25 protein-coding genes and 3 tRNA genes are annotated in these 26186 nt (G+C 62.8%); 14 read left to right on the forward strand and 14 right to left on the reverse strand.

Annotation, left to right across the window (positions count from 1 at the left end):
• Positions 1 to 64 precede the first annotated feature (64 nt).
• Entirely contained in the window at positions 65 to 1342 is a 1278-nt protein-coding gene (locus RRX38_RS22580) for an aromatic amino acid transport family protein (RefSeq protein ID WP_315960723.1), read from the forward strand.
• An 80-nt stretch (positions 1343 to 1422) separates the two neighbouring features.
• On the opposite strand, the gene RRX38_RS22585 is transcribed toward RRX38_RS22580, so the two are convergent.
• From RRX38_RS22585 to RRX38_RS22595, 3 genes are all read right to left on the reverse strand, one after another.
• On the reverse strand, positions 1423 to 1620 hold the full coding sequence (locus tag RRX38_RS22585) for a hypothetical protein (RefSeq protein ID WP_295478870.1): 198 nt from the start codon (positions 1618 to 1620) through the stop codon (positions 1423 to 1425).
• Between the two features lie 113 nt (positions 1621 to 1733).
• Positions 1734 to 2216, reverse strand: a complete 483-nt coding sequence (locus tag RRX38_RS22590; protein ID WP_315960724.1) for a GreA/GreB family elongation factor — start codon at positions 2214 to 2216, stop codon at positions 1734 to 1736.
• 3 nt (positions 2217 to 2219) lie between these two features.
• On the reverse strand, positions 2220 to 2603 hold the full coding sequence (locus RRX38_RS22595) for a hypothetical protein (protein WP_315960725.1): 384 nt from the start codon (positions 2601 to 2603) through the stop codon (positions 2220 to 2222).
• Between the two features lie 116 nt (positions 2604 to 2719).
• On the opposite strand from RRX38_RS22595, the gene earP reads away from it, so the two are divergent.
• Together earP and efp are read left to right on the forward strand one after the other, a co-directional pair.
• Positions 2720 to 3853, forward strand: coding sequence for an elongation factor P maturation arginine rhamnosyltransferase EarP (earP, locus tag RRX38_RS22600; RefSeq protein ID WP_315960727.1), 1134 nt, complete (start codon positions 2720 to 2722; stop codon positions 3851 to 3853).
• A gap of 100 nt (positions 3854 to 3953) precedes the next feature.
• Positions 3954 to 4523, forward strand: coding sequence for an elongation factor P (gene efp, locus RRX38_RS22605; RefSeq protein ID WP_315960728.1), 570 nt, complete (start codon positions 3954 to 3956; stop codon positions 4521 to 4523).
• A gap of 70 nt (positions 4524 to 4593) precedes the next feature.
• On the opposite strand, the gene RRX38_RS22610 is transcribed toward efp, so the two are convergent.
• From RRX38_RS22610 to RRX38_RS22620, 3 genes are all read right to left on the reverse strand, one after another.
• Positions 4594 to 5013: an organic hydroperoxide resistance protein gene (locus RRX38_RS22610; protein WP_315960729.1), complete on the reverse strand. Its 420-nt coding sequence runs from the start codon at positions 5011 to 5013 to the stop codon at positions 4594 to 4596.
• Between the two features lie 218 nt (positions 5014 to 5231).
• Entirely contained in the window at positions 5232 to 7331 is a 2100-nt protein-coding gene (locus tag RRX38_RS22615) for a TonB-dependent siderophore receptor (RefSeq protein WP_315960730.1), read from the reverse strand.
• A 188-nt stretch (positions 7332 to 7519) separates the two neighbouring features.
• Positions 7520 to 7972 carry a MarR family transcriptional regulator gene (locus tag RRX38_RS22620; protein ID WP_315960731.1) on the reverse strand — a complete coding sequence of 151 codons (453 nt, stop codon included), beginning with the start codon at positions 7970 to 7972 and terminating at the stop codon, positions 7520 to 7522.
• A 125-nt stretch (positions 7973 to 8097) separates the two neighbouring features.
• On the opposite strand from RRX38_RS22620, the gene RRX38_RS22625 reads away from it, so the two are divergent.
• Positions 8098 to 8844 (forward strand): sulfite exporter TauE/SafE family protein, encoded by a 747-nt coding sequence (locus RRX38_RS22625; protein WP_315960732.1) that lies wholly within the window; start codon positions 8098 to 8100, stop codon positions 8842 to 8844.
• Positions 8845 to 8862: 18 nt separating this feature from the next.
• Here RRX38_RS22625 and RRX38_RS22630 read toward each other — a convergent pair whose 3' ends face one another.
• Positions 8863 to 10209 carry a class II 3-deoxy-7-phosphoheptulonate synthase gene (locus RRX38_RS22630; RefSeq protein ID WP_295478844.1) on the reverse strand — a complete coding sequence of 449 codons (1347 nt, stop codon included), beginning with the start codon at positions 10207 to 10209 and terminating at the stop codon, positions 8863 to 8865.
• Positions 10210 to 10365: 156 nt separating this feature from the next.
• Between RRX38_RS22630 and RRX38_RS22635 the strand changes: the two genes are divergently transcribed.
• Together RRX38_RS22635 and RRX38_RS22640 are read left to right on the forward strand one after the other, a co-directional pair.
• Positions 10366 to 11121, forward strand: coding sequence for a spermidine synthase (locus RRX38_RS22635; RefSeq protein ID WP_315960734.1), 756 nt, complete (start codon positions 10366 to 10368; stop codon positions 11119 to 11121).
• A gap of 382 nt (positions 11122 to 11503) precedes the next feature.
• Positions 11504 to 13198 (forward strand): DEAD/DEAH box helicase, encoded by a 1695-nt coding sequence (locus RRX38_RS22640; RefSeq protein ID WP_295478838.1) that lies wholly within the window; start codon positions 11504 to 11506, stop codon positions 13196 to 13198.
• A gap of 86 nt (positions 13199 to 13284) precedes the next feature.
• Here RRX38_RS22640 and RRX38_RS22645 read toward each other — a convergent pair whose 3' ends face one another.
• Positions 13285 to 14052 (reverse strand): class III extradiol ring-cleavage dioxygenase, encoded by a 768-nt coding sequence (locus tag RRX38_RS22645; RefSeq protein WP_315960735.1) that lies wholly within the window; start codon positions 14050 to 14052, stop codon positions 13285 to 13287.
• Positions 14053 to 14156: 104 nt separating this feature from the next.
• Between RRX38_RS22645 and RRX38_RS22650 the strand changes: the two genes are divergently transcribed.
• Complete coding sequence (locus RRX38_RS22650) at positions 14157 to 14810, forward strand: thiopurine S-methyltransferase (protein WP_315960736.1); 654 nt, start codon at positions 14157 to 14159, stop codon at positions 14808 to 14810.
• Between the two features lie 65 nt (positions 14811 to 14875).
• On the opposite strand, the gene htpX is transcribed toward RRX38_RS22650, so the two are convergent.
• Both htpX and RRX38_RS22660 read right to left on the reverse strand, forming a co-directional pair.
• The gene (htpX, locus tag RRX38_RS22655) at positions 14876 to 15763 is read right to left on the reverse strand and encodes a protease HtpX (protein WP_295478828.1); all 888 of its coding nucleotides are present in this window, start codon (positions 15761 to 15763) and stop codon (positions 14876 to 14878) included.
• 235 nt (positions 15764 to 15998) lie between these two features.
• Positions 15999 to 17210 (reverse strand): pyridoxal phosphate-dependent aminotransferase, encoded by a 1212-nt coding sequence (locus tag RRX38_RS22660; RefSeq protein ID WP_295478825.1) that lies wholly within the window; start codon positions 17208 to 17210, stop codon positions 15999 to 16001.
• A 226-nt stretch (positions 17211 to 17436) separates the two neighbouring features.
• Between RRX38_RS22660 and msrB the strand changes: the two genes are divergently transcribed.
• Together msrB and RRX38_RS22670 are read left to right on the forward strand one after the other, a co-directional pair.
• Positions 17437 to 17829: a peptide-methionine (R)-S-oxide reductase MsrB gene (msrB, locus tag RRX38_RS22665; protein ID WP_315960738.1), complete on the forward strand. Its 393-nt coding sequence runs from the start codon at positions 17437 to 17439 to the stop codon at positions 17827 to 17829.
• A gap of 37 nt (positions 17830 to 17866) precedes the next feature.
• Positions 17867 to 18352 (forward strand): glutathione peroxidase, encoded by a 486-nt coding sequence (locus RRX38_RS22670; protein ID WP_315960739.1) that lies wholly within the window; start codon positions 17867 to 17869, stop codon positions 18350 to 18352.
• Here the strand turns inward: RRX38_RS22670 and RRX38_RS22675 are convergent.
• On the reverse strand, positions 18344 to 20719 hold the full coding sequence (locus RRX38_RS22675; protein ID WP_295478816.1) for a response regulator: 2376 nt from the start codon (positions 20717 to 20719) through the stop codon (positions 18344 to 18346). The two genes, RRX38_RS22670 and RRX38_RS22675, sit on opposite strands and share 9 nt — an antisense overlap.
• An 85-nt stretch (positions 20720 to 20804) precedes the next feature.
• Here RRX38_RS22675 and RRX38_RS22680 point away from each other — a divergent pair, with 85 nt between their 5' ends.
• Both RRX38_RS22680 and RRX38_RS22685 read left to right on the forward strand, forming a co-directional pair.
• Positions 20805 to 21695, forward strand: a complete 891-nt coding sequence (locus RRX38_RS22680) for an ATP-binding protein (RefSeq protein WP_315960740.1) — start codon at positions 20805 to 20807, stop codon at positions 21693 to 21695.
• The gene (locus RRX38_RS22685) at positions 21692 to 22174 is read left to right on the forward strand and encodes a GAF domain-containing protein (RefSeq protein WP_295478810.1); all 483 of its coding nucleotides are present in this window, start codon (positions 21692 to 21694) and stop codon (positions 22172 to 22174) included. Before RRX38_RS22680 ends, RRX38_RS22685 begins: the two co-directional genes overlap by 4 nt.
• Before the next feature lie 45 nt (positions 22175 to 22219).
• Here the strand turns inward: RRX38_RS22685 and RRX38_RS22690 are convergent, their stop codons facing one another.
• Positions 22220 to 22990 carry a hypothetical protein gene (locus RRX38_RS22690; protein WP_410524846.1) on the reverse strand — a complete coding sequence of 257 codons (771 nt, stop codon included), beginning with the start codon at positions 22988 to 22990 and terminating at the stop codon, positions 22220 to 22222.
• A 377-nt stretch (positions 22991 to 23367) separates the two neighbouring features.
• Between RRX38_RS22690 and RRX38_RS22695 the strand changes: the two genes are divergently transcribed.
• From RRX38_RS22695 to RRX38_RS22705, 3 genes are all read left to right on the forward strand, one after another.
• Positions 23368 to 23443: transfer RNA gene (locus tag RRX38_RS22695), tRNA-Glu, on the forward strand.
• Between the two features lie 4 nt (positions 23444 to 23447).
• Positions 23448 to 23523: transfer RNA gene (locus RRX38_RS22700), tRNA-Gly, on the forward strand.
• Positions 23524 to 23647: 124 nt separating this feature from the next.
• Positions 23648 to 23723, forward strand: a tRNA-Gly gene (locus RRX38_RS22705).
• A gap of 369 nt (positions 23724 to 24092) precedes the next feature.
• Here RRX38_RS22705 and RRX38_RS22710 read toward each other — a convergent pair.
• Both RRX38_RS22710 and RRX38_RS22715 read right to left on the reverse strand, forming a co-directional pair.
• Positions 24093 to 24863, reverse strand: coding sequence for an outer membrane protein OmpK (locus RRX38_RS22710; protein ID WP_410524930.1), 771 nt, complete (start codon positions 24861 to 24863; stop codon positions 24093 to 24095).
• A 432-nt stretch (positions 24864 to 25295) separates the two neighbouring features.
• Positions 25296 to 26114 carry an NAD(P)-dependent oxidoreductase gene (locus tag RRX38_RS22715; protein ID WP_315960742.1) on the reverse strand — a complete coding sequence of 273 codons (819 nt, stop codon included), beginning with the start codon at positions 26112 to 26114 and terminating at the stop codon, positions 25296 to 25298.
• Between the last annotated feature and the right edge of the window lie 72 nt (positions 26115 to 26186).

Genomic DNA, 26186 nt, shown 5'->3' on the forward strand with positions numbered 1-26186 from the left:
GCGCTGCCAAGACCCTACGTGGTGCCTTTGCTTGTGCAATTACCGGAAACGGAGACACGACCGGATGAACGATCAGGCCAATAGCGTCGCAGAACGCCTGGACCCCGAAATCGCGGAAAACACCGCGTGGAATCGTCACGACACCACCTGGATGCTTGGCCTGTTCGGCACCGCCATCGGTGCTGGCACCCTGTTCCTGCCCATCAGCGCTGGTATCGGCGGCTTCTGGCCGTTGTTGGCCCTGGCTTTGCTGGCGTTCCCCATGACCTTCTTCGCTCACCGCGGGCTGACCCGCTTCGTGCTGTCGGGACGCAGCGGCGGTGATATCACTGAGGTGGTCGAGGAGCACTTCGGCAAAGGCGCCGGGGCAATCATCACCCTGCTGTACTTCTTCGCGATTTTTCCGATCCTGCTGATCTACAGCGTCGGCCTGACCAACACCGTCAGCAGCTTCCTGGAGCATCAGCTGCACATCCAGCCGCCGCCTCGAGCGTTGTTGGCGTTCGTGCTGATCCTCGGCCTGCTGGCCGTAGTACGTTGCGGTGAGCGGGCCATCGTCAAGGTGATGAGCCTGATGGTCTATCCGTTCATCGTTTCGCTGCTGTTCCTGGCCGTGTTCCTGATCCCGCACTGGAACGGTGGCATCCTGACCACCGCCAGCGCGTTGCCGGAGCCGTCGAGCTTCCTGCCGGCGCTGTGGCTGGCCATTCCAGTGATGGTCTTCTCGTTCAACCACACGCCGATCATCTCGGCGTTCGCCGTGGACCAGAAGCGTCTGTATGGTGAGCAGGCCGAAGCCCGCAGCTCGAAGATCCTGGCGCGGGCGCACCTGCTGATGGTGTCGATGGTGCTGTTCTTCGTGTTCAGCTGCGTGCTGACCCTGTCGCCAGCCCAACTGGCCGAGGCCAAGGCGCAGAACCTTTCCGTGCTGTCGTACCTGGCCAACCACTTCAGCAACCCGACCATCGCCTTCGCCGCCCCGTTGATCGCGCTGGTGGCAATTTCCAAGTCGTTCCTGGGCCACTACATCGGTGCCAGTGAAGGCTTCAAGGGATTGGTATTGAAGTCGGGCGCGCGCATTGGCAGCAAGGCGCTGGATCGCCTTACCGCTCTGTGCATGCTGCTGGTGTGCTGGATCGTGGCAACCCTCAACCCGAGCATCCTGGGCATGATCGAAACCCTGGGTGGGCCGGTGATCTCGGTGCTGCTGTTTCTCATGCCGATGTATGCCATCCGCAAGGTACCGGCCATGCGTCAGTATGCCGGCAAGCTCTCCAATGTCTTCGTGGTGGCGTCTGGCGTGGTGGCCATCTCGGCACTGGTCTGGTCGCTCAGCCATTGATGAAACGGCGACGGGCACAGGCTCGATGAGTCTGTCTGCGTCGCCGCATGGCTTGCATCGTGAAGGCCCGGCGCTGCGCCTCAGGAGGGATGTAGAGGCCGGGTCAGTTGCATGAGGCGGGCATAGTCGTAGATGTACTGACGGCCCGCATGGCTGGTCAGGCGCAACTGCTCGATCAGTTGCCGTTCTTTCTTGCTCAGGTACTTCAACGCCGGACTCTCACTGGACCTCAGGCGATCACGTTCATGTGCGTCAGGAAAAGCGATGACGTTCGTCATGAAAATCTCCTTGGGTAACGGGTCCTGGGTACTGCTCCTGTCGCCGCCTGGCAGCGAAACTGCACCTTACTCACAAAGCGCTGGGCCCGGCAACCCCGTACCGCCCAGGCGTCTTACTGCACCTGCAGCACTTCGAAGGCCTGGCGCTGCCCGGCCACGCCGATCGCCACCTCGTCGCCTTCGGTCTTGCCCAGCAGATTCTGGCCCAGTGGCGCGCGGGCGGTGATTACCGTCACCGCGCATTCGCCCGCCTGCACCTTGAGCCCCGCAGCATCCGGGCCGAGAAACAGGTGGCGCTGCTCGCCACTGCCAGCCTCCAGGGTGACCAGGTCGCCGACCTGGATACCGCGAGCCTCGTCGAAAGACCGCAAGGTGAACTGCCGGTACAAACCCAGGGCGTGGCGGATTTCCTCGACCCGACGGGCCTGTCCGGCGGCCAGATAAGAGGCCTCAAGTCCCAGGGTGTCGTACTTGTTCTCGGCGATGCTCTCTTCGTGAGTCGCGGCCTCGTAGGCCGTCTGCGCGGCGCGCTGGGCGACTTCCAGGTCGTGCGCCAGGCGTTGCTCGATCAGTTGCAGTACCTGCTGCTTGTTCATGGCTTATCCGCAGAATTCGTTGACACTGGCCCGGCTCTTTTCGCTCGGTGCGGTGCGGTCCTGTTGCAGCCAGAAATCGCACTTGGCGCGGTTGAACTGACGGTTCTGCCGCGCCTGTTCGTATTCCTGAGCCTGGCGGGCTTCGCTTTCACGCAGGTTCTGCTCGAACTTGCGCAGCATGGTGTCCGGTTGTTTGGCGGCCGGGGGCGGCGGCGGGGCGATCCGTGCGCTCGCTTCGGCCAGGGCCTGGGTCTGTGCGGCGGGGAGGGCCTTGATCAGCAGCGGTCCGGTGAGGATCACGGCGACGGCGCCCAGCCAGATACCCAGGGCGATGCACAGGATCAGTTTGAGCGACACGTAGAGTTCGTGGCGGCGGCTGGAGGACATGGCGACACTTCCTTGCGTGGACGACCCGGTCATTGTGCCACGTTGCTGTCTCGCTGGTGGAAGACTCGGGTTCCGCGCGACAATCGCGCCTTTGCAAGCGGTGTGCTGGAGCGGTGATGCGAGTCGATTGGGACATTTTCTGTGATGTCGTGGATAACTACGGTGACGTAGGGGTGACCTGGCGCCTGGCTCGGCAACTGGTGGCCGAGCACGGTGTCGCGGTGCGCCTGTGGATCAACGACCTGGCCGCATTCGTGCGCCTGTGCCCCGAGGCCGATCCGCAGGCCGCCCGGCAGCAGCAGGCCGGTGTGGAGATCCGGCACTGGGCTGCGCCATGGCAGCCAGAGCCGGTAGCCGATGTGGTCATCGAGGCGTTCGCCTGTACCTTGCCGGCCGCTTATGTCGAGGCCATGTGCCAGCGTGAAACGCCGCCGTTGTGGCTGAATCTCGATTACCTCAGTGCCGAGGCGTGGGTAGGCGGTTGCCACGGCCTGCCATCGCCGCAGGCCAACGGGCTGAAGAAGTGGTTTTTCTTTCCTGGCTTCGACGAGCGCACCGGTGGCTTGCTACGCGAGCAGGGGCTGGTTGCACAGCGCCAGGCCTTCCAGGCCGACCCGGCAGCCCGCCAGGCCTTTCTCGCCTCGCTGGGTGTGCAGCCTGCAACGGGGGCCAGGCTCATTTCGCTGTTCGCCTATGAGAACTCCGGCCTGGGGAGCTGGCTGGATGCCTTGGTGGCAGAAGGGCGGGCCACTCATCTGCTGGTGCCCGAAGGGCGCATCCTCGGCGACCTGCAGGCCTGGCTGGGCGAGCACGGGCTGACGGCCGGTGCCATTCGCCAGCGTGGCGTCCTGACCGTGCAGGTCTTGCCGTTCATCCGCCAGGAGCAGTACGACCGTCTGCTATGGAGCTGCGATTTCAACGTGGTGCGCGGCGAGGATTCCTTCGTGCGCGCGCAGTGGGCCGGGCGACCGATGCTCTGGCACATTTACCAGCAGGACGAAGGGGCACACTGGCCCAAGCTGGACGCATTTCTGCAGCTTTATCTGGATGGCCTGCCGGCGCCGGCCGCCGAGGCGACCAACGGCCTGTGGCGTGCCTGGTGTGCCGGTGAAGAGCTGGCCAGCCATTGGCGGCAGCTCCAGGCGCATTGGTCACAAGTCGTCGAGCATGCTGAACATTGGTGCCAACGTCAGGCTGCGCGGAGCGATCTTGCCACGGCGCTGGTGCAGTTTTATCGAAATTCGCTATGATACGCGGCCTTGATATCAGGCTCTGTACGGAAAGCGGCCTGCGTAGGCTATTTCTCGTACAGAGCCTTCTGCTAATTCCATCCAAATTCGGATATATGCAATGAAAACTGGTAAAGAGCTGAAACCCGGTACCGTGATCCGTATCGACAACGATCCTTGGCTGGTACAAAAGGCCGAGTTCACCAAGTCCGGTCGTAACAGCGCGATCATGAAGACCAAGCTGAAGAACCTGCTGACCGGCTACAAGACCGAGACCGTATACGGCGCAGACGACAAGCTGGACGACGTGATCCTGGATCGCAAGGAAGCCACCCTGTCCTACATCAGCGGTGACAGCTACACCTTCATGGACACCACCGACTACACCATGTACGAGCTGAACGCCGAAGATATCGAGGCCGTTCTGCCGTTCGTCGAAGAAGGCATGACTGACGTCTGCGAAGCCGTGTTCTTCGAAGAGCGCCTGGTTTCCGTAGAGCTGCCGACCACCATCGTGCGTCAGGTCGACTACACCGAGAACGCCGCTCGTGGCGACACCTCCGGCAAGGTCATGAAGCCTGCCAAACTGAAGAACGGCACCGAGCTGCAGGTTGCCGACTTCATCGAGATCGGCGACATGATCGAGATCGATACCCGCGATGGCGGTTCTTACAAAGGCCGCGCCAAGTAATTTCGGCGCTGTCCTGGTTGCATGAAAAAGCCCGCGCATTTGCGCGGGCTTTTTCGTTGCTGCCGGTTTGTTACACGGTTACGTGCAGGCGTACATCGACATTGCCACGGGTGGCGTTGGAGTACGGGCAGACCTGGTGAGCTGCATCGACCAGTTCCTGCGCCTGGGCCTGGTCCAGGCCGGGCAGGTTGATGTGCAGGTCGATATCCAGACCGAAGCCACCCGGAATCTGACCGATACCGACGTGCGCGGTAATCGAGGCGTCGGCCGGGATGCTGCGCTTGCTTTGGCTGGCGACGAATTTCAGCGCGCCGATGAAGCATGCCGAATAGCCAGCGGCGAACAGCTGCTCAGGGTTGGTGGCCTCACCACCGGCACCGCCCAGCTCTTTGGGGGTGGCCAGTTTCACGTCGAGGATTTTGTCGCTGGAAATCGCACGGCCGTCACGGCCACCGGTGGAGGTTGCGACTGCGGTGTAGAGCGCTTTCATGGTGTTACCTCTCTGAGTGAAATGTCGCGCATTTATCTTGCGCGCTAACTAATGTGGGTTGAAATGTAGCTCGCAATAATTTTGTGCGCAAGTTAAATGTTGAAAATTTTTTCAGCCTGAGAACTCGCACGCCTTGCAGCTGCACCGCTGAAGCCGCTTTGCCGGGTCAAGAACACAGGGCCCGGTAGGCGCGACTTCAGTGGCGAGAAGCGGTCGATCTAGAAACTGTAGGTGCCTGTGACCACCAGGCTGCGCGGATCGCCTACGCGGATCTGTGCGGCACTGGTGGCTGAGCTGTAGTAGGTGCGGTCAGTGAGGTTGCTCAGCGCCGCGCGCAGGTCCCATTCCTTCTGGCGGTAACCGGCCAGGACATCCCAGCGCCCATAGCCGGGCAGTACCGTGGTGTTCTGGTTATCGGCATAGCGCTGTCCGACCAGGGTTACGCCGGTTTCGGCATACCAGCCGCTTTCCGGTTTCCAGGTCAGGAACAGACTGCCGTTGCGCTTGGCCACGTTGCTCACGCGGTTACCGGCCAGGCCGTTGTTGTCTTCGACGATAGTGGCGTCCTGAATGCCGACACCACCGCGCAGGTACCAGTTGCCCACCAGTTGGCCACTGGCGGTCAGCTCTACGCCACGTGAGCGTTGCAGACCGGTGAGGATCGTCAGGCTCGGGTCGTTCGGGTCAGTGGTGCGGCGGTTGTAAAGCTCCAGCTCGTAGAGGGCCAGCGTGGTGCTCAGGCGGTCGCCCAGCCAGTCGCTCTTAACGCCGACTTCCTTCTGTTTGGTCAACTCCGGGCTCAGTTCGTTGGCGTTGCCGCTCGTCCCAGGGGTGATGCCGATCAGGCCGCCGCCGACCGGTGAGAAGGTTTTGGTCCAGGATGCGTAGAAGGAGTGCTCCGGCAACGGCGTCCAGACCACGCCCACTCGTGGGCTGGTGCTATGGCTGTCGCGCGCTTCACTGATGCCGCGAACACGGTTGGTGGTTTCCACCTCGAAGCGGTCGTAGCGCAGGCCGCCGAGCAGTTGCCATTGGTCATTGAGGCGCAGCTGGTCCTGGACGTACAAGGCGCGGCTGTCTACCTCGGTGTAGTTGTGGCTGGACAACGTCATGCGGCCGGTGTGGCTCTGGCGCCGGTCCGGGTTGTAGAGGTCCAGGGTTGGTACGGTCTGGCTGCCCGCGCCACTGGTCGCGGCGGTGTAAAGCCTGGGGTCACGGCGCTGGCTGCCAACCTCGACGCCAGTCAGCAGGCGATGCTCCAGGCCAAAGGTCTCGATGCGACCTTCCAGTTCCAGGTTGTTGAAGACGTTGCGGGTGCGCAGGTCTTGTTGCCAGCGCTGGCGCGTCACACGATTGGTGGCGGCGGTGTAGCCAGTCAGGTAGGTGTTGTCGAAATCGCTGTCGAGCTGGAATACCCCCAGGGTCTGGCGCAGTTGCCAATCGAGGTTGATGTCGTAGCTGAGCCTGGAACGCAGTGATTGCGCCTTGTCATCGATGTAATCGCGGTTGTCGCCGTAGGTGGTGTCGCGACCGACGTCAGCCGGGCGGCCGCCGACCCCGGGGATGCCGCGATCCGGGGTGCGATCAAAACGGCTGTATTCGTACTGCACCAGCCAGTTCAGCGCCGGGGTGAGCTGCCAGCTCATCGAGGGGGCGAACAGCTGGCGATGGCTGGAAATACCGTCACGAAAGCTGTTGGCATCCATGTTGCCCATGTTCAGACGCAAACTCAGGGTATCAGTCGGGTCCGTGCTGAGGTCGGCGTACAGGCTGCGCAGGTCGTTGCTGCCGCCCTGGGCTTCGATACTGGATCGGCGGCCGACCTGCGGTGCCTTGCTGACCCGGTTCACGATGCCTCCCTGGCTGCCACGGCCGTACAGCACGGCGGCCGGCCCCTTGAGCACTTCCAGACGTTCGATGTTGTGCAGGTCACGCACGTACTGGCTGTCGTCGCGGATGCCGTCGAGGTAGAAGTCGTTGCTGGCATCGAAGCCACGAATACGCAGGCCATCGAAGCGTGTATCGGAACTGTCGCTGACGTTGGGCAGCCCGTTCAGGGCGGCTCCCAGGCTCTGCGTTCCGTAGTCCAGCACGTTGCTGGTCTTTACCGTATCGATGGCCTGCGGCACATAGCGTACCGGGGTGTTGGTGCGGGTCGCCGTACTGACGTCCTTGACCCGTGGGTTGGTCTCTTCCTGTTCATTGCTGGCGTTGATGGCGGTTTCTGGCAGCGTGGTGGAGGCGGCGCAGGCGAAGCCGGCCCCGAGCAGGGCAGAGATGCCGAAGGCCAGGGGCGACAGACGCGATGGGGCAGACATGGGGGTGAGCATCCTAAGGTGATGGCAGTGTGTTATTAAAAGGATGCGAATGTTAATGCTTGCTATTTACTGTTGCGAAAGCATTCTAGGCCATTCGGCCATGAAGTCGTTTCAGGATGTGTCAGCCTGGATTTGCGGTTATTCTGCCCGGCCTGGCTTGCAGGTTGCCAGGCCGGGCAGCGGAGTGGTCAGAGATGTTCCTGAAGGCTGTCGCGCAGTGCGAGCAACTGGCCTTGTAACTGGCGCAGCCGTTCCATATCCAGACCGCTGGCGGCGAGGATGCAGTTGGGGACTTCCTTTGCCTGGGCCTGCAGGTCGCGGCCTTTCTGGGTGAGGTGCAGCAGCACCACACGCTCGTCCTGCTTGCTGCGCACCCGGTCGAGCAGGCCTTCGCCTTCCAGGCGCTTGAGCAAGGGCGTCAGCGAGCCGGGATCGGTGAGCATCCGTGTGCTGACCTCGCCCACGGTCAGGCCATCGCGCTCCCAGAGCACCAGCATCACCAAGTACTGCGGGTAGGTCAGACCCAAGGCCTGCAGCAAGGGCTTGTAGGTCTTGGTCATCATCAGCGATGTCGAATACAGCGCGAAGCACAGCTGGTTGTCGAGCTGCAAGGCGTCGCAGCCAGCGGGTGTGTCGGTCATGGGTACTCCTGATGGATCGAGGCAGTGGGGTAATTTAGTGTTGTGATCTTTAATGCGCCAGATGATTCGTGCAGGTCGCTGACCTCAGGGTCTTGTGGAAGCTTGGGCCCAGTCGAGGAGTGTGTGTGATAGAGGTGTTGATCTACGTGTTGTTGGGCGCTGCCATGGGCACATTGGGTGGCCTGTTCGGCATTGGCGGCGGGCTGGTGGCCATTCCGGCGCTGGGCGTGCTGTTCGGCCTGGACCAGCAGTTGGCCCAGGGCACAGCGCTGTTGATGGTCCTGCCCAACGTGCTGCTGGCCCTGTGGCGCTACAACCAGCGCAATCGCATCCACCTCAGACACGCCCTGATGCTCATCGTGCCCAGTTTCATCTTCGCCTGGCTGATGTCGCTCTGGGCAGTAGGCCTGGATCCGCAAGTCATGCGCCTGGGTTTCGTGGGGTTCCTGGTGGTGCTGATCCTGTTCAACCTGATGCAGATGCTGCGCCGCAGCCCACGGCTCGGCAGCGGGCTGCAACGCGAGAACTGGCTGTGGCTGCTGGGGGTGGGGTCCGGCATCGCCGGCGGACTGTTCGGGGTCGGGGGCGGAGTGGTCGCTACGCCGATCCTTACCAGCCTGTTTGGTGCCAGCCAGGTGGTGGCTCAGGGGCTGGCGCTGTCACTGGCGGCACCCAGCACGGGCATTACCCTGCTGACCTACGCCTGGCACCACCATGTTGACTGGCACATGGGCGTGCCGCTGGCGGTGGGTGGTCTGGCCAGTATCAGCTGGGGGGTCAAGCTGGCGCATTCGATGCCTGAGCGTCTGCTGCGCCTGCTGTTCTGCCTGTTTCTGGTGGTCTGCGCGGTGATCCTGGCGCTCAAGGTCTGAGCCGCGGCGCCAGTGGCATCAGCGCTTGACCTGCTTGAGGGTCTCGGCAATCAGGAACGCCAGTTCCAGCGACTGGTCGGCGTTCATGCGCGGGTCGCAGTGGGTGTGGTAGCGATCCGACAAGCCATCTTCGGTGATCGGTCGTGCACCGCCGATGCATTCGGTGACGTTCTGCCCGGTCATCTCGATGTGAATACCCCCGGCATGCGTCCCTTCGGCCTGGTGGACTTGGAAGAACTGCTTCACTTCGCTGAGGATCTGCGCGAAGTCGCGGGTCTTGTAGCCGCTGCTGGCCTTGATGGTATTGCCATGCATCGGGTCTGAACTCCACAACACCTGACGGCCTTCACGTTGCACCGCGCGGATCAGCCCCGGCAGGTGATCGCCGACCTTGCCGGCGCCCATCCGCGCGATCAGGTTCAGGCGGCCCGGGTCGTTGTCCGGGTTGAGGATGTCGATCAGGCGGATCAGGTCGTCGGTGTTCATGCTCGGGCCGACTTTCACCCCGATGGGGTTGTGCACGCCGCGCAGGAATTCCACGTGCGCACCGTCCAGCTGCCGGGTGCGGTCGCCGATCCACAGCATGTGCGCCGAACAGTCGTAGTAATCCTGGGTGAGGCTGTCGCGGCGCACGAAGGCTTCTTCGTAATTGAGCAGCAACGCCTCGTGGGCGGTGAAGAAGCTGGTTTCGCGCAGTTGCGGCGCGCTGTCCAGGCCGCAGGCACGCATGAAAGCCAGGGTTTCGTCGATGCGGTCGGCCAACTGGCTGTATTTTTCAGCCAGCGCCGAGTTGGCGATGAAGTCCAAGTTCCACTGGTGTACCTGATGCAGGTCGGCGAAGCCGCCCTGGGCGAAGGCGCGCAGCAGGTTGAGGGTGGCAGTGGACTGGTGGTAGGCCTGCAGCAGGCGCTCGGGGTCCGGCACCCGGCTGGCGGAGTCGAAGCCGATGCCGTTGACGATGTCACCGCGGTAGGCGGGCAGGGTCACACCATCAATGGTCTCGTCGTTGGCCGAGCGCGGCTTGGCGAACTGCCCGGCCATGCGTCCGACCTTGACCACCGGACAGCCGGAGGCGAAGGTCATGACGATAGCCATTTGCAACAGCACCTTGAAGGTGTCGCGGATCTTCGCCGCAGAAAACTCGGCGAAGCTCTCGGCGCAGTCACCGCCCTGCAGCAGGAAGGCCCGGCCCTGGGTCACTTCGGCGAACTGGCGGCGCAGTTCGCGTGCCTCGCCGGCGAACACCAGCGGCGGAAAGCCGGCCAGGGTGCTTTCCACGCGTTGCACCTTGGCGGCGTCAGGGTAGAGAGGTTGTTGCTGGATCGGCAAGGCCCGCCAGCTGTCCGGGCTCCAGGGTCGGTTCATTATTGGCTCTTGTGAGGGCAGATCGGAGGCCGCATGGTAGCAGTTCCTGCATCGGCGACCGTTGCGGCGGCGCCGATAATTGTGACAAAGCCGCCCGCTTGGCCGACAATCCGCGCCTGTGCCGTCAGGCGCATCCGCCAGCCGCCAGGAGAAAGCATGAGTCAGGAGCGTGAAGAACGGGTCCTCGCCGAAGTCCATGATGATTTCGGTGTGATCCGTGTACTGGAAGTCGAGGATTACCGCTTTCTCGAGTTCGGCGAAGCCATCGAGCAGAGCTGTACCTTCACCGCCGACCCCAGCTGGCTGGAGTACGACTACACCCGCGCCATGCTGATCGGCGCGCTGTGCCACGAGGCGCCGGAAAGTGCGCTGTTCCTCGGCCTGGGCGCCGGGACCCTGACCCAGGCGTGCCTGAAGTTCCTGCCGCTGGAAGATGTCGAGGCCATCGAATTGCGCCCTGACGTGCCGCGCCTGGCCATGCAGTACCTGGGACTGGACGACGATCCGCGGCTGTATGTGCGCATCGGTGACGCGGTGACCCTGCTGGACAGCGCCGAGCCCGCCGACCTGATCTTCGTCGACCTGTACACCGACGTGGGGCCTGCACCCGGCCACCTGGCGTGGAATTTCCTGGAAAGCTGCCAGAAGCGCCTGAATCCCGGTGGCTGGCTGGTCATCAACCAGTGGGCCACCGATGACGGTCGCCCGTTGGGCGCCGCGTTGCTGCGGGGCCTCTATCACCGCCATTACTGGGAGCTGCCGGTGAAGGAGGGCAATGTCATCCTGCTGGTCCCTGCCGACCTCGACCAGGTCCTGGATACCGACGGCCTTCTGGATCGCGCCCAGGCGCTGGCACCGCGCCTGGGCTACAGTCTGGAGTCGCTGATCCGGGACATAAGGGCGGCCACCTGACGAGCGGGCGAGACGGAACGTCGCACCCCGGCCAGCGTCGCGACAGAAAATTGTCAGCGAACATGAATCGATTTAGCGGCGATGTCCGCGCAATCGATTGCGCAGTGCACAAAAGTGGCGAAAATGCCGGTTGTTGGGTGTTTGCAGCGAGACATGTTTCATAAAAAAAACCATCACCTGTGCGGTCAATTCCGGTATAGTGCGCGCCGGCCTTTTACAGGGCCGTCGTTCAGAGGGATGCAATTGCCGGAGCCTGCTTCGGTCGCTGGTTCGCAAGCCGAACCATCCTGAACGATCCATTCATTCATTGTTTTCGCAAATCCCCGCCACAAAGCAGCCAGGGTGACTCTTGAGTCGTACACGGCACGCGCAGCTTTGCAGCATGGGTCTTTGCGGATGCACCAGAGGCAGACCCATGACCCAGGAAACCGGCGGCTTCGCCGCTCTCGACCTTCATCCGAATATTGTTGCTGCGGTAATCGCCACCGGCTACGAAGAGCCATCGGCCATCCAGCAGCAATCGATCCCGATCATCCTTGCCGGTCACGACATGATCGGTCAGGCGCAGACCGGTACCGGCAAGACTGCAGCGTTCGCGCTGCCGATCCTCAACCGTATCGATCCGAGCAAGCGTGAGCCCCAGGCCCTGATCCTGGCGCCCACCCGCGAGCTGGCCCTGCAAGTGGCCACTGCCTTCGAAACCTATGCCAAGCAGATGCCGGCGGTGAACGTCGTCGCCGTCTACGGTGGCGCCCCTATGGGCCCACAGCTCAAGGCCATCCGCAACGGCGCACAGATCATCGTCGCCACACCGGGCCGCCTGTGCGACCACCTGCGTCGCGACGAGAAAGTCCTGGCTACCGTCAACCATCTGGTACTCGACGAAGCCGACGAAATGCTCAAGCTGGGCTTCATGGATGACCTCGAAGTGATCTTCGACGCCATGCCGGAAAGCCGCCAGACCGTCCTGTTCTCGGCGACCCTGCCGCCGTCGATCCGTGCCATCGCCGAGCGCCATCTGCGCAACCCGCAGCACGTCAAGATCCAGACCAAGACCCAGACCGTCACCAAGATCGAGCAGGCCCACCTGCTGGTCCACGCCGACCAGAAGACCAACGCGGTCCTGAGCCTGCTGGAAGTCGAAGACTTCGACGCGCTGATCATGTTCGTGCGTACCAAGCAGGCCACCCTGGACCTGGCCAGCGCCCTGGAAGCCAAAGGCTACAAGGCTGCCGCGCTGAACGGCGACATTGCCCAGAACCAGCGTGAGCGGGTCATCGACTCTCTCAAGGATGGTCGCCTGGACATCGTCGTCGCCACCGACGTCGCCGCCCGTGGCCTGGACGTACCGCGTATCACCCACGTGTTCAACGTCGACATGCCGTACGATCCCGAGTCCTACGTGCACCGTATCGGCCGTACCGGCCGTGCCGGTCGTGAAGGTCGTGCCCTGCTGCTGGTGACTCCACGCGAGCGCCGCATGCTGCAGGTCATCGAGCGTGTCACCGGCCAGAAGGTCGCCGAGGTTCGCCTGCCCGATGCGCAGACCATCCTCAGTGCGCGCATCAAGAAGCTCACCAACGGCCTGGCGCCGCTGGTGGCCGATGCCGAAGCCAGCCATGGTGAACTGCTGGATCGCCTGACCACCGACATCGGCTGCTCGCCGCGTGCCCTGGCTGCTGCGTTGCTGCGCAAGGTCACCATGGGTCAATCGCTGACTCTGGCCGACATCGAGCGTGAGCGTCCGCTGGTGCCGAACAGCGCCCCGCGTGCCGATCGTGGCGAGCGTGGTGATCGTCCTGAGCGCGAGCGTCGTGCACCTATGCCGCTGGGCGAAGGCCGTGCGCGCTGCCGTACTGCCCTGGGCGCCCGTGATGGTATCGCCGCCAAGAACCTGCTGGGCGCGATCCTCAACGAGGGTGGCCTGGCACGTGATGCCATCGGCCGCATCCAGATCCGCGACAGCTTCAGCCTGGTGGAACTGCCTGAAGAAGGTCTGGATCGTCTGCTGGCCAAGCTGAAGGACACTCGTGTGGCCGGCAAGCAGCTCAAGCTGCGCCGCTATCGCGAAGACTGATCCGTCAGGTACGAAAAATCCCCGAGCGATCGGGGATTTTTTTTGCCTGTTCGGCAGGTGGCGGTAACGAGCCTGTGCGAGCAGCCTCAACCGAAGCGATAGATGTCCATGCCCAGTGCGCCGAGGGTGAAACCCTGGTGGGCGATGCTGAATGCACCGCCTGCGCCGCGGGCGAAGTACAGAGGCAGCAAGTGCTCGTCGCTGGGGTGATTGCGCTGTGCATGCGGCGCCTGGCGGCGGTAGTCGTGCAGGGCGCTTTCGTCTTCGCTGGCCAGCTTGTCGACCATCCAGTCGCGAAACTCCAGCGCCCAGCCGGTGGCGTTCTCGGGGCCGGCCTGCCAGTCCAGTTCGCGCAGGTTATGGGTGATGCTGCCTGAGCCGACCAGCAGGGTGCCCTGCTCGCGCAGGCTGGCCAGGGCGCGCCCTATACGTGTCTGCAGAGCGGGGCCGTGCTGGCTTGGCAGCGATACCTGGACGATGGGGATGTCGGCCTGCGGATACATCAGGCCGATCGGCACCCACACACCATGATCGAAAGGTCGTCTCGGGTTCAGCCGGGTCGGCAGGCCGTGGGCTTCGAGCAGGCTGGCGACTTCGGCAGACACCTCGGGTGCACCCTGGGCCGGGTACTCTACCGCGTAGAGGGCTGGGGGAAAGCCGCCGAAGTCATGCCAGGTCTCCGGTTGCGGGTTGACGTTCACTTCCAGCTGCTGGCTCTCCCAATGCGCGGAGACGATGACGATGGCGCGCGGGCGTGGCAGGCTGGCCGCCAGGCGTGCCAGGGCCGGACCGCTGGCGCCCGGCTCCAGGGCGAGCATGGGGGAACCGTGGGAGATGAACAGGCTGGGCAACATGAGCGACACTTCCTGAAAAACGTGATGGCTCATCTTCCGGCAAACGACTCATCAAAATCTAATATAAGTTTTTCGGCTTTTTCATCGAATTCATTGGAGGATCCATGGAGCCCGAATTCTGGCACCACCGCTGGGCCATCGAGCAGATCGGCTTTCACCAGCCTTTGCCCAGTGCCCACCTGCAACGCTATTGGCCCGCCCTCGGGCTGCTGCCTGCTAGCCGGGTGCTGGTGCCCTTGTGCGGCAAGAGCCTGGACATGACCTGGCTGGTGGAGCAGGGCTATCAGGTGGTGGGTGTCGAGCTGTCGGACAAGGCGGTACTGGGCTATTTCGCCGAGCGGCAGGTGGAGCCGGTCGTTTCGCGTCGCGGCGCCTTCGACGTGTATGAGGGGGGTGGCTGCCAGCTATGGTGCGGTGACTTTTTCGAGCTGACACCTGAACTGCTCGGCCCTTTGCATGCCCTGTACGATCGTGCGGCGATGGTCGCCTTGCCGCCGGCCATGCGCGAGCGTTATGTGGCTGTGCTGGATCGCTTGCTTGCGTCGAGCTGCCGCGGCCTCTTGGTGGCCCTCGATTATCCGCAGGAGCAACTGGAGGGGCCGCCTTTTGCGGTATCTGCCCAGGAGGTCGGGCAGCTCGCGCGCTGGGGGTGGGAGGTCAGCCTGCTGGAAAGCCTGGATGACCTGCCGAATAACGCCAAGGCGCGCCAGGCTGGGGCGACGCACTTCAACGAGCAGGTCTACCGCCTACAGCGTTGAGCGGGCAAGGCAGCGTGCAAAAGAAAGGGCGACCCGTGGGTCGCCCTTTTTCTGTACGCCTGGCATCAAGCGCGGCGGCGCAGCGCCTCGATACGTTCTTCCAGCGGCGGGTGGCTCATGAACAGGCCAGCCAGGCCATGCTTGAGGCCTGCGTTGATACCGAAGGCGCTCAAGGTCGCCGGCATCTGCACCGGCACGCCCTGTTCGGCCTGCAGGCGCTGCAGGGCGCCAATCATCGCCGGGGTGCCGGCCAGCTGTGCACCGGCTTCGTCGGCACGGTACTCGCGCTTGCGCGAGAACCACATGACGATGGCGCTGGCCAGGAAGCCCAGGACCAGCTCGGCGAAGATGGTGGTGATGTAGAAGGCGATACCCTGGCCGTTTTCGGTCTTGAAGATCACCTTGTCGACGAAGTTGCCGATGATGCGGGCGAAGAACATCACGAAGGTGTTCACCACGCCCTGGACCAATGCCAGGGTGACCATGTCGCCGTTGGCGACGTGGCCGATCTCGTGGGCCAGCACGGCCTTGACTTCATCGGGCGAGAAACGCTCCAGCAGGCCCTGGCTGACTGCGACCAGGGCGTCGTTGCGGTTCCAGCCGGTGGCGAAGGCGTTGGCTTCGTAGGCGGGAAAGATGCCGACCTCCGGCATCTTGATACCGGCCTCGCGGGACAATTGCTCGACGGTCTGCAGCAGCCACTGTTCGTGACGGGTGCGCGGCTGGGTGATGACCTGGGTCCCCGTGCTCATCTTGGCCGACCATTTGGAGATCAGCAGCGAGAACAGCGAACCGGCGAAACCGAACACGGCGCAGAACACCAAGAGCTGATTGAGGTTCAGATCGACCCCGTTGGCCGCCATGAACCCGTTGAAGCCGAACAGGCTCAAGGTGATGCTGGCAATCAGCACTACCGCCAGGTTGGTGGCCAGAAACAGCAAAATGCGCATCATGATCGAAAGGTTCTCCTCGGATAAATATGCAGCGCGATGCCGGGTATATAAGGTGCCGTCTGTTGCTATTCAACAGAGGGACTATTTCAAACTGTGTCGCCCCCTCTCACTCCAGAGTAAAAGCGTCAAGCTGAACGCTGGCTGAGTCAGGCAGCAATGCACGGGGCTGGCTGGCAGATGTGAGGCGTGGTGAGGGTAGGGCGGTCCGATGCGGGGCCGGGCCGCCCTGGCAGGCTTACTGGCGGTAGCCCTTGAGGAAGTTGCCGATGCGGCCGATCGCCTGTTCCAGGTCATCGACGCGAGGCAGGGTGACCACGCGGAAGTGGTCAGGCCACGGCCAGTTGAAGGCGGTACCCTGAACGATCAGCAGCTTTTCCGAGAGCAGCAGGTCGAGCACGAATTTCTCGTCGTTGTGGATCGGGCAGACCTTGGGGTCGATACGCGGGAAGGCGTACAGCGCGCCCATGGGCTTGACGCAGCTGACGCCAGGAATGTCGTTGAGCAGTTCCCAGGTGCGGTTGCGCTGTTCCAGCAGGCGGCCCGGGGGCAGTACCAGGTCATTGATGCTCTGGTAGCCGCCCAGGGCGGTCTGGATGGCATGCTGGCTCGGTACGTTGGCGCACAGGCGCATGTTGGCGAGGATGTCGATACCTTCGATATAGCTTTGCGCGGCCTGCTTGGGGCCGGAGATCGCCAGCCAGCCGGAGCGGAAGCCGGCCACGCGATACGACTTGGACAGGCCGTTGAAGGTCAGGCACAGCACGTCGGGGGCCAGCGAAGCGGTGCTGATGTGTACGGCCTCGTCGTAGAGAATCTTGTCGTAGATCTCGTCGGAGAACACCACCAGGTTGTGCTGGCGGGCCAGTTCGAGCATGCCCAGCAGTACTTCCTTCGGATAGACCGCACCCGTGGGGTTGTTCGGGTTGATGATCACCATGGCCTTGGTGTTCGGCGTGATCTTGGCCTTGATGTCGGCCAGGTCAGGCCACCAGTTGGCCTGCTCGTCGCACAGGTAATGCACCGGGTTGCCGCCGGCCAGGCTCACCGCCGCCGTCCACAGCGGGTAGTCGGGCGCCGGGATCAGCACCTCGTCGCCGTTATTGAGCAGGGCCTGCATCGACATCACGATCAGCTCGGAAACGCCGTTGCCCAGGTAGATGTCTTCGATGCCGACGCCTTCGACCTGCTTCTGCTGGTAATACTGCATGACCGCCTTGCGGGCGCTGAACAGGCCCTTGGAGTCGCTGTAGCCTTGTGCGGTTGGCAGGTTGCGGATGACGTCCTGGAGGATTTCCTCGGGAGCTTCGAAACCGAATGGCGCCGGGTTGCCGATGTTCAGCTTGAGAATGCGGTGGCCTTCTTCTTCCAGGCGTTTGGCGTGCTTGAGCACCGGCCCGCGAATGTCGTAGCAGACGTTGGCGAGCTTGTTCGATTTGCTGAACTGCATGTTGAGGATCCTGAAGATGGACGTGCGGCAACGAAAGACGGCATCGAGGGCCATGAACCCGGCTCGGCGTGCCGGCTGGACAGGCTGGACCCGGGGCCGTGAAAAAATCGGTTTGTCTGCCTGGGATGCGGGTGACAGACTGATGACTGATGAGGCGCAATCATACGTGCCACCTGATCGGTGGAAAAGACACAGATCGGGCTTTTTCGGATCCGGAGGTGTACCCGTGGACAAGTTGCACAAGACCTTTGAAGAGTGGCGGGCGATGCTCGACCCGCAGCAGTACCAGGTTTGCCGGTTGAAGGCGACCGAGCGGCCCTTTACCGGCAAATACAACGACACCAAGACCCCTGGCATCTACAAGTGCATCTGCTGCGGCCTGCCGTTGTTCGACTCCCAGACCAAGTTCGATTCCGGCTGTGGCTGGCCGAGCTTCTACGCGCCGATTGATGGTGCGGCCGTGGTCGAGGTGCGCGATACCAGCCATGGCATGATCCGCACCGAGGTGGTCTGCGCCAAGTGCGATGCACACCTGGGCCACGTGTTCCCGGACGGCCCGCCGCCTACCGGCCTGCGTTATTGCATCAACTCGGTGTGCCTGGACCTGGAGCCGGCCTGAGTATCATCGCTGCTTCCCCTCTGACTTGGAGACCGCCATGTCCCAGAACCTGCTGGATATTCCCTGCACGACCCTCGACGGCCAGCACAAGACCCTCGGCGACTATGCCGGCAAGGCACTTCTGGTGGTCAACACGGCCAGCCAATGTGGTTTTACGCCCCAGTACAAGGGGCTGGAGCAGCTCTGGACGACCTATCGCGAGCGGGGGCTGGTGGTGCTGGGCTTTCCGTGCAACCAGTTCGGCGCCCAGGAGCCTGGCGATGCCGGGCAGATCGCGGCTTTCTGTGAACGCAACTACGGGGTCAGTTTCCCGATGTTCGCCAAGGTCGAGGTCAACGGCAGTGACGCGCATCCGCTGTTCGTCGAACTCAAGCGCCGCGCACCGGGCGTGCTGGGCAGCCAGCGGATCAAATGGAATTTCACCAAGTTCCTGCTCAGCGCCGATGGGCGCCAGGTCCGGCGTTTTTCGCCAATGACCAAGCCCGATGCGTTGCAGAAGGATATCGAGGCTTTTCTAGACTGACGTCTGATGCGCCTGGGCATCGCTGGCCAGTCCCGGCAGCCACTGTTCGAGCAGTCCGAGCAGCTCGGCCTGGCGAAACGGCTTGGCCAGGTAGTCGTCCATGCCGGCAGCACGGCAGCGTTCACGCTCTTCGGGCATGGCATTGGCGGTCAGTGCGATGATGGGCAGGTGGGGCCAGCGGCCACTCTGGCGGATCTGCCGGCTGGCTTCATAGCCGTCCATCACCGGCATGTTGCAATCCATCAGCACCAGGTCGAAGCGCTGGTGTTCGAGGCGTTCCAGCGCTTCGGCACCGTGGCCGCAGATGGTCACCTGGCAGCCGAGGCGAGTGAGCATGCCTTTGGCGACCATCTGGTTCACCGAATTGTCTTCGACCAGCAGGATGCGCGCCCGGTGTGAGGCATCTGTCGTACGCGGCTGCTGCTCTGACATTTCCGGCAGTTCCGGACGCATGACCCGGCGCAGCGTTTGGTACAGGGCGTGGCGCGCCAGCGGCCTGGCCTGTTGCTGCAGCGGAGCCAGGACGCTGACCTGCTCGGCGGGCATGAAGTTGCCATAGGCGGTGACCAGCAGGATCGGAACGCTGGTAACGCGTCGGATCTCGAACAGGCATTCGGGGCAGTCGGTGATCAACAGCTGTGGTGGCTCGCTGCACTCCAGAAAGGTGGGGGCCTCGTCTATGCCATGGCGCTCCATCTCGATGCCCCAGCCCGGCAGCAGGCTCCCCAGCAGCTCGACCAAGCCGCTGCCGGCGGCGCTGATCACGGTGACCCGGCCATTCAGGCGCCCCAGGGCGAGTGCCTGGGTGTGCCAGGGCAGTGGCAGCTCGGCCTGGAAGCGGCTGCCGAAGCCTGGCTGCGAGTCGATGCTCAGCTGACCCTGCATCGCATCGCACAGGTTGTGGGTCAGTGCCAGGCCCAGCCCGGTGCCGCCGAACTGCCGGGTGATTGCCGTTTCGGCCTGGGTGAACGGCTGGATGATCTTGGTCTGGGCTTCGCGGGGGATGCCGATGCCGGTGTCACGCACCTCGATGCACACCCGCTGCTGCTGCGCGCCAGCATCCAGATAATGGCTGAGGCGTACGTCGACGCGCCCGAAACGGGTGAACTTGAGTGCGTTGGACAGCAGATTGCTGACGATCTGTCGCACTCGGGTCGGATCGCCCAGCACCAGTGCCGGGAAGTCCGCAGCGATCAGGCAGGTCAGCTCGACGCTGGGCGCCGCGTTCTGCGACAGCAGGGTCGCGGTTTCCTCGGCCAGGCGGCCGAGGTCGAAGGGGATGCGCTCGAATTCCAGGTGTCCGGCATCGAACTTGGACATGTCGAGGACATCGTTGAGCAATTCCACCAGGACCTTGCCCGAGTCGTGGGCGATCATCAGCTGCTGGCGCTGTTCCGGGCTCAGCGTGCCGTCCAGCGACAGGGCGAGCATGCCCAGCAGTCCGTTGAGCGGAGTACGGATCTCGTGGCTCATGTGGGCGAGGAAAGCAGCCCTCGCCTGAGCCATTTCCAGGGCCGTGCTGCGGGCCTGTTGCAGTTCTTCGTTGTACTGGCTCAGGCGCAGGTTGCTCGCCTCCAGCTCGCGGGTGCGGGTCGAGACGATACCTTCCAGCTCATCCAGATGACGGGTCAGGCGGTTCTCGGCATTGCGGCGCCGGGCAAATTCGTTGGCGACGATCTCGATCTGCAGGTTGAGGGTGTCTACCAGCACGCCGATTTCATCGGTCTCGTGCCCGGATGGGCAGATGAGTTTCTGCTGTTCCCGGCGCCGTGGGTCGTGATAGGTCAGGTCGCGGATCACGCCGACCAAGGGCTTGGTCAGGGTGAGGTAGAACAGGATGCAGAGAATCGCTGCCAGCGCCAGGCTGCGAACGAAACCGCTGATCAGGGTGATTTCCGAACGCTGCAGGAAGGCACTGCCGAAGACGTAGGTGTCGACCGTCAGGCTCAGGGTACCGATCCGTTCGTCCGGAGCGTTGTCCAGCCGCAGCGGCTGACTGAACTGGCGGGTCTCGCCGAACAGGAAATCGCTGAGCAGGCGCAGGCGACCCTGGTTGATCGGGCGTTCGACGCTGGCCAGCACCATGCCGCTGTTATCGGTGAGTCGTGCGCTGATCACGGCGGGGGACTGCAACAGGCCCAGGGTCAGTTCCTGGGCGAGTATGGCGTCGATGTTATAGGCGATTCGTGAGGCCGGATTGTGGCTGATTTCCAGCAGCGAACGAATTTCACGGTCGATGGCCGCGTCTTCGCTGGCATAATCCAGGCCTATCTGCAGCGCACTGAGCAGTGTTCCCAGTATGAAGCCGACCACTACGGCCAGGCGCGCCTGCTTGAACGACAACCTGTTAGTGAAGGCTATATCCATTGCGTACTGCCACTTCCCGTGAGGTGCGCACGTAGCATAGCCGATTGCGAGGCGGGATAAATTGGTTGATACCCAAGGAGATACCGTGGATTCCCGGTTGAATGCTTTTCTCGAACGCGCCGAAGCCGTACTGGCCCGGCTGGAGCCGCTGTTGCCGGCCCTGCGCGAGCCGGTGGACTGGTCGCAGGCCCTGGCGGCGCGCTGGGTGCGCGAAGGCCGCACGGGCTACCTGATGCCGCTGGAAGTGAGCCTGGACATGCGTTTGTTCGACTTGATCGGGGTGGATCAGCAGCGTGACCAACTGGCCCGCAATACCCGCCAGTTCATCGATGGCCTGCCGGCCAACCACGCGCTGTTGTGGGGCTCGCGGGGTACCGGTAAATCCTCTCTGGTGCGCGCGCTGCTCGCCGAATACGCTCAGGCCGGTCTGCGCCTGATCGAGATCGAGCGTGATCACCTCGGCGACCTGCCGCGGGTGGTCGAGCAGCTGCAGGCGCTGCCGCAGCGCTTCGTGCTGTTCTGCGACGACCTGTCGTTCGAAGCCGGGGAGGGCGACTACCGGGTGCTCAAGAGCGTGCTGGATGGCTCGCTGGAGCAGGCCCCGGACAACGTCCTGCTTTACGCCACCTCCAACCGCCGCCACCTGGTGCCGGAGAAGGAAAGCGACAACGCCAACTGGCAACGCGTCGACGGCGAACTGCACCCCAGCGAGGCGGTGGAAGACAAGATCGCCCTGTCGGACCGCTTCGGCCTGTGGCTGTCGTTCTATCCCTTCACTCAGCCGCACTATCTGAATGTCGTCGAGCACTGGATCGGCCAGCTCGCCGCCCAGGCCGGGCTGCAATGGCAGCGCGACGAAGCGCTGGACGTGCTGGCGGTCCGCTGGGCCACCGGGCGCGGCAATCGCAACGGCCGCTGTGCCTATCAGTTCGCCCGTTACTGGGTGGGCCTTCAATTGCTGGAGCAACAACCATGATCGATCTGAACGAGGCGGGCGCGGGCCTGCAGGGTTATGAACTGCTGGCTGCCCAGCTCGAGGCGCTGCTGGCTGGCGAGCGGGACTTCATCGCCAACGCGTCGCAGTTCTCGGCCTTTCTGTATAGCCAGGTGGACGACCTGAACTGGGCGGGTTTCTACCTCAACCGTAACCAAGAGCTGGTGCTCGGCCCGTTTCAGGGGCAGGTGGCCTGCGTGCGCATTCCGTTCGGGCGTGGTGTGTGCGGGGCCGCCGCGCAAAGCCTGCAGACCCAGCGGGTCGAGGATGTGCACGCGTTCCCTGGGCATATCGCCTGTGACAGCGCGTCGAACAGCGAGCTGGTGGTGCCGTTGGTCAAAGCGGGGCGTCTGATCGGGGTGCTGGACCTGGACAGTCCGAAGCTGGCGCGTTTTGGTGTGGAGGATCAGCGGGGTATCGAGCGGCTGGCGGAAATCTTTCTGCAGTCCAGCGACTGCTGAGGCGGGCAGAGCCGGTGCGCAGCCAGGCTGCGCACCGGTGAACGGTCAGTCGTAGATGACCTTCTTCTTCCATTCGGTTTCTTCGGCGTCCGCCTTCAGGCCTTCGGTCAGGGCGTTTTCGTCATTTTCGGTCGGTGCGGTGTTGGTCAGCACGATCGAGTTGACCCGCGCCAGGGATTTCTCCATGGCCGCCAGCTGCGCCTGGTAGGTCACCGGGTCTGGCTGGCTGCGCAGGTACTGTACGCCACGCTCGAATGCCAGACGCGCCTGGCCAGGTTGATCCTGGTTCATGGCTTCCTGGCCGAGGGTGTTGAAGAACTCGATGTGCAACATCACCAGAATATGACGAATCTCGCGGATCCAGTGCTTGGCTTCGCTGGTGTGCAGAAAGCCGTCGTGGGCCGCGCGGGTTACCTGGCCATGCAGGGCTTCGAGCAGAAAACGCACGTCCTTGGCCTTGGCTTCGGTCTGGATCGGGGTGGCCTGGTTGGTCACCGGGATGGCCTCGCCCTTGGCGACCAGCTCCTTGAGTTCCTCGGCGCGGAACTTGAGCTGGGCGTTGGTCTTGTCCAGGTTCAGCATGCGTTGCACGACGTTGAGTTCAAGGCGCGTGAGCAGCAGCTTGAGGGCAGGGGACATCAATTGGCCAGGAAACGTCTCGGAGATTTCCGAACAGCGACGCAAGCGGTCGCTGAGCTCGACCTTGGTGCGGGCCGTATCCAGTTTCTTGTTCTCGGCCACGTGGTTCAGGTAGCCGATTGCTATAAGCAGTGCGATACCGACCAGTATGAGCACCGTGATCATGATAGGTGTCACTGTGCAAACCTCTATAAGTCCAGATGTGATGGGGCGAGTGTAGTGGCTAAGCACTACTGCGCCTAGTAGCTACGCTTGTTTCAGTGCATGTCGCGCCGAGGGCCAGGGCTCCGGCCTGGGGGCGCACCATGCCGACAATGTCTGCATTGAAGTCACGGATGCTCCTTAGTTGAGCTTATCTGCCAATTCCCACAAAACTTGATGGCGACGTCTTACAAACCGACCTACGGTGAGGATTCCTTTGTTTAGGGCGAAGTGGTTGATTTCAATAAATTTTCACTAGGGGCTTGACGCTCTCCCAAAGCATCCCTAGAATGCGCGCCACTTGCAGCGATAAGCCCACAACGCTACGCAGCAGGGAGTGAATGTTGTAGTGTGTCCCCTTCGTCTAGTGGCCTAGGACACCGCCCTTTCACGGCGGTAACAGGGGTTCGAGTCCCCTAGGGGACGCCAATAAGCGGGAATAGCTCAGTTGGTAGAGCACGACCTTGCCAAGGTCGGGGTCGCGAGTTCGAGTCTCGTTTCCCGCTCCAGATTTGGCGTTTGAAGCCTTGCGGCTTCAGGGCAAAGAAGCCCCGAGCATATCGGGGTTTTTTTATGAGCCTTGCGAGGCTCATGAAGGTTCAACGACTCGTCGCTCTCGACGGGTCGTCATAAGCGGGAATAGCTCAGTTGGTAGAGCACGACCTTGCCAAGGTCGGGGTCGCGAGTTCGAGTCTCGTTTCCCGCTCCAAATTCAGGTTTCGCAAGCATCATTCGGCTTGGTAAACCATAGATAAAAGGGACTTCGGTCCCTTTTATCATTTCTGCCTTCCATACAAAGAACCCTTCCTGGCGATGATTCCGGCGCTGCGCGATGCTTTTTCATCCGCGGCTCACGCGCTCGTCCGAGTGCTGATCAAGGTCGACGGTATACGGCGACCGGCCTGGCGGGGCGGGACACCTTCCGGGCGGGCGACGTTGACGTGCGCGGCCAGGCTGCATGCCTGGAAGGCCTGCTCAAGATGTGTTGCGCAGGCGTTCGGTGCGTTTTCGGCCCTGTGCCTCGCATGTTCGCGTTGCAAGCCTTCCTGGTCATGGGGTCGCCTGCCTGCGCAGGTACTTAGAAGTGTGCCTTGAGCAGGAAGCTGATGGCGCTCTGGTCGGTGGCGAAGGCCTGGCTGTCCTTGATGCCGTACTTGTCGCTCCAGTAGTCGTATTCCACGCCCACATAGAACTTCTTGCCCAGCCCGAGGCCCTTGGCCAGGTCGTACTTGATCTGCGGGTTGAAGTGCAGGTTGGCGTGGTAGCTCTTGTCGTTGTCCACCACCCAATCCATGAAGCCGTCGATGACCAGGTCGGAGTTGCCCACGGGAATGGTGTAGCTCCACACCGGGGTGATCTGCCAGACCCCGCTGCCATGGCGCTTGCCATCGGTCTCGCGGTAGTAGGTGTTGAGCTGGAAGTAGTCGAAGCCGGGAATGTTCAGATCCACCGCCGGGCCGAGCAGATAGCTCTCGGTGTCGTCTTCACCGAATTCGTAGGTGGCGGCCAGCAGCACGTCCTTGATCGGGCCGAACGACAGGTCTTTGCCGCTGATCTTGCCGAACGACAGGCGCGGGCTGATCTCGCCGTAGAAGTTCCGGTCATCACCGGCGGCGTTGGTCGCTTCGGTGTTGTAGTGGATGCCGTCGACGAACAGGAACAGGTCGCCGAAGCTCCAGCCGCTGGCGTGTTCGAAGGTCACGGTCTGTTGCCGGGGCGGGTCGACCTTGAAGTCGATGCCGTTGAGGTAGGTCAGGCTGTTGTCCTGCCAAAGCAACAAGTTGCCAGCCAGGCTGTGTCCGGTCATCAGCATGCCGCCGGCCAGCATCAGGGGAGTTGCGTTGCGCATCATAAAGGGGATTCTCGAATCGCGTGGTGAAGTGTGGGTCTTTACAGGTGTCGGGTCGTGCAGGCCGTCTCGGCATGCCGTCTGGCGGGACGGCGCCCGCTCATCGGCGTTGCGGTGCAAGTCGCGTAATGGTTCGAGCACGACGAGTGCGAAGCCGAATGCTGCTGGCCCGCAGCGAGGATGCGCTGCGCTTGGAATGGCATAGGTCGCTATGACGCTCTGTAGCGAATTCGAGACACGTGCCGGTCTTCTGTGGCGGCGTTGTGCGTGAAGGAGAGGCTCGCTCGACCGCAGAATCGGTGTCGCGGTGGTGCGCAGCGCAGCTCGCTGATGTTTGGCGGTGCGCTGGCTGATGCACGAGGTGGCTGGGGTGGTCTGGTGGGAGGAGGGCGGTCTGGGTGACCGCCTCCGGCTTGCGAGAGGGGCGTGGTTTCAGTCGAAGGGCCCTGCAGCGGTGAACGGGCCGCCTTGCAGCAGGGCGGTCGGGTCATCCGCAGCCGATCTGGGTTGCTGTTCCAGCTTCTCGCGGAAGCGCTCGGAACTGTCTTGCGGATTGAATCCCAGGTGCGCGGCATAACGGTTGTTCCACCACAGGTCGCGGTTTGCCGACATCCCGTACACCACGGTGTGGCCGACATGCTCCGCCAGCAGGGCGCGTTCGATCAGGTGAGCCAAGTCGCGGTAGCTCAGCCAGGTGCTGAGCATGCGCAGGTTACGCGGTTCGGGAAACGATGAGCCGATGCGCAGGCTTACGGTCTCGATGCCGTAGCGATGGAAATAAAAGGTCGCCAGGTCTTCGCCGAACGATTTCGACACCCCGTAATAGCAGTCCGGGCGGCGAAGGGAGTGCGCATCGACTGGCTCGTCCTGGCGATAGAAGCCGGTGACGTGGTTGGAGCTGGCGAAGATCACGCGCTTGATGGCGTGTTTGCGGGCCGCTTCATAGATGTGGAAGGTGCCGCGGATATTGGCTTCGAGAATGGCCTCGAAGGCACGTTCGGTGGAAATGCCGCCCATGTGCACGATGGCATCCACACCTTCGGCCAGCGCCAGTACGCCGGCCTTGTCGGCCAGGTCGCAGGGCCGGACCTCTTCGTGTTCACCGGCAGCGGGCGCCAGCGGGCTGATGTCGGAAACCCGCACGATGTCGGCATGTGCCTGCAGCGCCTCGCGCAGTATCTGGCCCAGGCCGCCGGCGGCGCCGGTCAGCAGGAGGCGGTTGAAGGGTTTGCTCGTGGCGGTCTGAGTCATGGCGGAACCTTTGCGCAGTGGCGGGGAAGCGAAACGGTGCCGGGCCACCCTGAGGGCGGCCCGGCGGCGAGG

Source organism: Pseudomonas sp. DTU_2021_1001937_2_SI_NGA_ILE_001, from assembly GCF_032463525.1.
GTDB lineage: Bacteria > Pseudomonadota > Gammaproteobacteria > Pseudomonadales > Pseudomonadaceae > Aquipseudomonas.

Excerpts from the sequence above, each read along its gene's own strand:
- RRX38_RS22580 (WP_315960723.1), top strand. The coding sequence starts at position 65 with ATGAACGATCAGGCCAATAGCGTCGCAGAACGCCTGGACCCCGAAATC.
- RRX38_RS22585 (WP_295478870.1), bottom strand. The coding sequence starts at position 1,620 with ATGACGAACGTCATCGCTTTTCCTGACGCACATGAACGTGATCGCCTG.
- RRX38_RS22590 (WP_315960724.1), bottom strand. The coding sequence starts at position 2,216 with ATGAACAAGCAGCAGGTACTGCAACTGATCGAGCAACGCCTGGCGCAC.
- RRX38_RS22595 (WP_315960725.1), bottom strand. The coding sequence starts at position 2,603 with ATGTCCTCCAGCCGCCGCCACGAACTCTACGTGTCGCTCAAACTGATC.
- earP (WP_315960727.1), top strand. The coding sequence starts at position 2,720 with ATGCGAGTCGATTGGGACATTTTCTGTGATGTCGTGGATAACTACGGT.
- efp (WP_315960728.1), top strand. The coding sequence starts at position 3,954 with ATGAAAACTGGTAAAGAGCTGAAACCCGGTACCGTGATCCGTATCGAC.
- RRX38_RS22610 (WP_315960729.1), bottom strand. The coding sequence starts at position 5,013 with ATGAAAGCGCTCTACACCGCAGTCGCAACCTCCACCGGTGGCCGTGAC.
- RRX38_RS22615 (WP_315960730.1), bottom strand. The coding sequence starts at position 7,331 with ATGTCTGCCCCATCGCGTCTGTCGCCCCTGGCCTTCGGCATCTCTGCC.
- RRX38_RS22620 (WP_315960731.1), bottom strand. The coding sequence starts at position 7,972 with ATGACCGACACACCCGCTGGCTGCGACGCCTTGCAGCTCGACAACCAG.
- RRX38_RS22630 (WP_295478844.1), bottom strand. The coding sequence starts at position 10,209 with ATGAACCGACCCTGGAGCCCGGACAGCTGGCGGGCCTTGCCGATCCAG.
- RRX38_RS22635 (WP_315960734.1), top strand. The coding sequence starts at position 10,366 with ATGAGTCAGGAGCGTGAAGAACGGGTCCTCGCCGAAGTCCATGATGAT.
- RRX38_RS22640 (WP_295478838.1), top strand. The coding sequence starts at position 11,504 with ATGGGTCTTTGCGGATGCACCAGAGGCAGACCCATGACCCAGGAAACC.
- RRX38_RS22645 (WP_315960735.1), bottom strand. The coding sequence starts at position 14,052 with ATGTTGCCCAGCCTGTTCATCTCCCACGGTTCCCCCATGCTCGCCCTG.
- RRX38_RS22650 (WP_315960736.1), top strand. The coding sequence starts at position 14,157 with ATGGAGCCCGAATTCTGGCACCACCGCTGGGCCATCGAGCAGATCGGC.
- htpX (WP_295478828.1), bottom strand. The coding sequence starts at position 15,763 with ATGATGCGCATTTTGCTGTTTCTGGCCACCAACCTGGCGGTAGTGCTG.
- RRX38_RS22660 (WP_295478825.1), bottom strand. The coding sequence starts at position 17,210 with ATGCAGTTCAGCAAATCGAACAAGCTCGCCAACGTCTGCTACGACATT.
- RRX38_RS22670 (WP_315960739.1), top strand. The coding sequence starts at position 17,867 with ATGTCCCAGAACCTGCTGGATATTCCCTGCACGACCCTCGACGGCCAG.
- RRX38_RS22675 (WP_295478816.1), bottom strand. The coding sequence starts at position 20,719 with ATGGATATAGCCTTCACTAACAGGTTGTCGTTCAAGCAGGCGCGCCTG.
- RRX38_RS22685 (WP_295478810.1), top strand. The coding sequence starts at position 21,692 with ATGATCGATCTGAACGAGGCGGGCGCGGGCCTGCAGGGTTATGAACTG.
- RRX38_RS22710 (WP_410524930.1), bottom strand. The coding sequence starts at position 24,863 with ATGCGCAACGCAACTCCCCTGATGCTGGCCGGCGGCATGCTGATGACC.
- RRX38_RS22715 (WP_315960742.1), bottom strand. The coding sequence starts at position 26,114 with ATGACTCAGACCGCCACGAGCAAACCCTTCAACCGCCTCCTGCTGACC.